Source organism: Caldibacillus debilis DSM 16016 (assembly GCF_000383875.1).
Taxonomy (GTDB): Bacteria; Bacillota; Bacilli; order Bacillales; family Caldibacillaceae; genus Caldibacillus; species Caldibacillus debilis.
This window is the reverse complement of record NZ_KB912911.1, coordinates 1-2,644: the sequence shown is the minus strand read 5'-3', so window position 1 is coordinate 2,644 and position 2,644 is coordinate 1. Positions and strand designations below refer to the sequence as shown.

Sequence of the window (2,644 nt, the reverse complement as noted above, 5' to 3'; positions counted from 1 at the left end):
AGATCCCTTGAAGAAGACGAGGTAGATAGGTCCGGGGTGGAAGCACGGCGACGTGTGGAGCTGACGGATCCTAATCGATCGAGGACTTAACCGCAAGGTTAAAGGGTGGGCTTGCCGGACCGCTATCTGGTTTTGAAGGTGTAAAAAATCATCTTGAAATCATCCGTAAATCCATTATAATTATTATTGTCCTCGCTGGGACGGTTATTATTGCGGAGGATTAGCTCAGCTGGGAGAGCACTTGCCTTACAAGCAAGGGGTCGGCGGTTCGATCCCGTCATCCTCCACCATTTTTGCATTAGTTGTGATTAATTTTTTTATACATATTTTCTCACATGATTCTGAGCAAATGATTTGCGTCTGCCGGAAAGGCCGGATGGGCATCTCCCATCGTTTGAGCCGATTTGGACATCATTGAACTACTAGTTCCGCAGCCGCCGTAAACGGCAAAAATGAAAAATAACTGAAGCATCCTTGACAAAGCACGTGCGAAATATCATTGAATAACCTGCGGGTTGTCCCGGCAAATGATGCAGGGACAATTGATTGAACCCCATCTGAACAAAGTGACTCCATTCTATTATGAGCCATTAGCTCAGTAGGTAGAGCATCTGACTTTTAATCAGAGGGTCGGAGGTTCGAATCCTCCATGGCTCACTATTAAGCGGGTGTGGCGGAATTGGCAGACGCACCAGACTTAGGATCTGGCGCCGGAAGGCGTGGGGGTTCAAATCCCTTCACCCGCATGGTGCAAAAGCGCGGAAGTAGTTCAGTGGTAGAACATCACCTTGCCAAGGTGGGGGTCGCGGGTTCGAGTCCCGTCTTCCGCTCCATTTGCCGGGGTGGCGGAATTGGCAGACGCACAGGACTTAAAATCCTGGGGTAGGTTACTACCGTGCCGGTTCGAGTCCGGCCCTCGGCACGTGCGCCCGTAGCTCAATTGGATAGAGCGTCTGACTACGGATCAGAAGGTTATGGGTTCGACTCCTATCGGGCGCGTAGCAGGTAACCCCGGTTGAAGGGGCGGAAACTCCCCCGGCTTGGAAAGCATTTGATTGGAAAGATGAAATGGTTGATATTTGAATGGCTGTGAAAAATGGGGCCTTAGCTCAGCTGGGAGAGCACCTGCTTTGCACGCAGGAGGTCNGCGGTTCGATCCCGCTAGGCTCCACCTGAAGATATTCAAACGATTTCGTTTCGATCATGGCGGCGTAGCTCAGCTGGCTAGAGCGTACGGTTCATACCCGTGAGGTCGGGGGTTCGATCCCCTCCGCCGCTATCCTTTGAGGACCTTTAGCTCAGCTGGTTAGAGCAGACGGCTCATAACCGTCCGGTCGTAGGTTCGAATCCTACAAGGTCCACCATTCCCTTTGGAGGAGTACCCAAGTCTGGCTGAAGGGGTCGGTCTTGAAAACCGAGAGGCGGGTGCACACCCGCGCGGGGGTTCAAATCCCTCCTCCTCCGCTCTAATCCCCGATTCCCAAGTGGTTTTCTCGAAATCGGGTCAAGGGAAAGTCAGGCACCAAGCGTCCGTAGTTTCCTTTTTATCATCGCGGGGTGGAGCAGTCCGGTAGCTCGTCGGGCTCATAACCCGAAGGTCGTAGGTTCAAATCCTACCCCCGCAATAAATGGTCCGGTAGTTCAGCTGGTTAGAATGCCTGCCTGTCACGCAGGAGGTCGCGGGTTCGAGCCCCGTCCGGACCGCCATCCTATATTATTCGATGGCTCGGTAGCTCAGTCGGTAGAGCACGATCGAGTTAGCTCCATTCGAAATATCTACAGCGTACCGATCGAGCCACATCTTGGTTTGGCTTTCCGAGATCGGGACGAAGGACAAGTGAATACTTTGATAAAAACATTCCCTATATATGGCTCGGTAGCTCAGTCGGTAGAGCAAAGGACTGAAAATCCTTGTGTCGGCGGTTCGATTCCGTCCCGAGCCACCATTCCCACAAAATTTTGTCCCGGTTTTTTCTCGGGGAAAACGGGACTCCGTTTCTTTGCCTCAACTTGTTTTGCTCCTTGGAAAAACTTGCGGAGGAAGAGGCAATCCGGTAAACTCGTTATTTGATATGCGGGTGTAGTTTAGTGGTAAAACCACAGCCTTCCAAGCTGTTGTCGTGGGTTCGATTCCCATCACCCGCTCCATGGGCCTGTAGCTCAGTCGGTCAGAGCGCACGCCTGATAAGCGTGAGGTCGATGGTTCAAGTCCATTCAGGCCCATTTCCTTTTTTCATTTTTGCCCCATTATTCCGCAGTAGCTCAGCGGTAGAGCAATCGGCTGTTAACCGATGGGTCGCAGGTTCGAATCCTGCCTGCGGAGCCAGGGAGAAGTACTCAAGAGGCTGAAGAGGACGGTTTGCTAAACCGTTAGGCCGGATTTTTCCGGCGCGCGGGTTCGAATCCCGCCTTCTCCGTCGCGGCCCGTTGGTCAAGTGGTTAAGACACCGCCCTTTCACGGCGGTAACACGGGTTCGAATCCCGTACGGGTCATGGGTGAAAAGCAAAAGAGCTGGCTGTTTTGACAGCCAGCTCTTTTGCTTTTTGCTTTCCCGGGCCCTGTACGATTTTCCTTCATCCGTAAGCTACCATTTTAAGAGTGGCTCTATACTATTTGTTGGGGTTTAGAAACAATTCAAAAAAT

At 52.0% G+C, this 2,644-nt stretch carries 18 tRNA genes and 1 rRNA gene; all 19 read left to right on the top strand.

Annotation, left to right across the window (positions count from 1 at the left end):
* Positions 1-94, top strand: a 23S ribosomal RNA gene (locus tag A3EQ_RS0114505); the annotation flags it as partial.
* 120 nt (positions 95-214) lie between these two features.
* A tRNA-Val gene (locus A3EQ_RS0114495) sits at positions 215-290 on the top strand.
* Between the two features lie 294 nt (positions 291-584).
* Positions 585-657 (top strand) — tRNA-Lys (locus A3EQ_RS0114490).
* Between the two features lie 7 nt (positions 658-664).
* Positions 665-746: transfer RNA gene (locus A3EQ_RS0114485), tRNA-Leu, on the top strand.
* A 12-nt stretch (positions 747-758) separates the two neighbouring features.
* Positions 759-833 (top strand) — tRNA-Gly (locus A3EQ_RS0114480).
* Positions 834-836: 3 nt separating this feature from the next.
* Positions 837-922, top strand: a tRNA-Leu gene (locus A3EQ_RS0114475).
* Between the two features lie 3 nt (positions 923-925).
* Positions 926-999, top strand: a tRNA-Arg gene (locus A3EQ_RS0114470).
* A 99-nt stretch (positions 1,000-1,098) separates the two neighbouring features.
* A tRNA-Ala gene (locus A3EQ_RS0114465) sits at positions 1,099-1,171 on the top strand.
* Between the two features lie 34 nt (positions 1,172-1,205).
* Positions 1,206-1,279 (top strand) — tRNA-Met (locus A3EQ_RS0114460).
* 8 nt (positions 1,280-1,287) lie between these two features.
* Positions 1,288-1,364, top strand: a tRNA-Ile gene (locus A3EQ_RS0114455).
* A gap of 8 nt (positions 1,365-1,372) precedes the next feature.
* A tRNA-Ser gene (locus tag A3EQ_RS0114450) sits at positions 1,373-1,464 on the top strand.
* Positions 1,465-1,551: 87 nt separating this feature from the next.
* Positions 1,552-1,625, top strand: a tRNA-Met gene (locus A3EQ_RS0114445).
* Positions 1,626-1,630: 5 nt separating this feature from the next.
* Positions 1,631-1,707: transfer RNA gene (locus A3EQ_RS0114440), tRNA-Asp, on the top strand.
* A gap of 163 nt (positions 1,708-1,870) precedes the next feature.
* Positions 1,871-1,946, top strand: a tRNA-Phe gene (locus A3EQ_RS0114435).
* Positions 1,947-2,074: 128 nt separating this feature from the next.
* A tRNA-Gly gene (locus tag A3EQ_RS0114430) sits at positions 2,075-2,148 on the top strand.
* Position 2,149: 1 nt separating this feature from the next.
* Positions 2,150-2,223: transfer RNA gene (locus tag A3EQ_RS0114425), tRNA-Ile, on the top strand.
* Between the two features lie 28 nt (positions 2,224-2,251).
* Positions 2,252-2,326: transfer RNA gene (locus A3EQ_RS0114420), tRNA-Asn, on the top strand.
* Position 2,327: 1 nt separating this feature from the next.
* Positions 2,328-2,417: transfer RNA gene (locus A3EQ_RS0114415), tRNA-Ser, on the top strand.
* A gap of 4 nt (positions 2,418-2,421) precedes the next feature.
* Positions 2,422-2,493: transfer RNA gene (locus tag A3EQ_RS0114410), tRNA-Glu, on the top strand.
* Positions 2,494-2,644 lie beyond the last annotated feature (151 nt).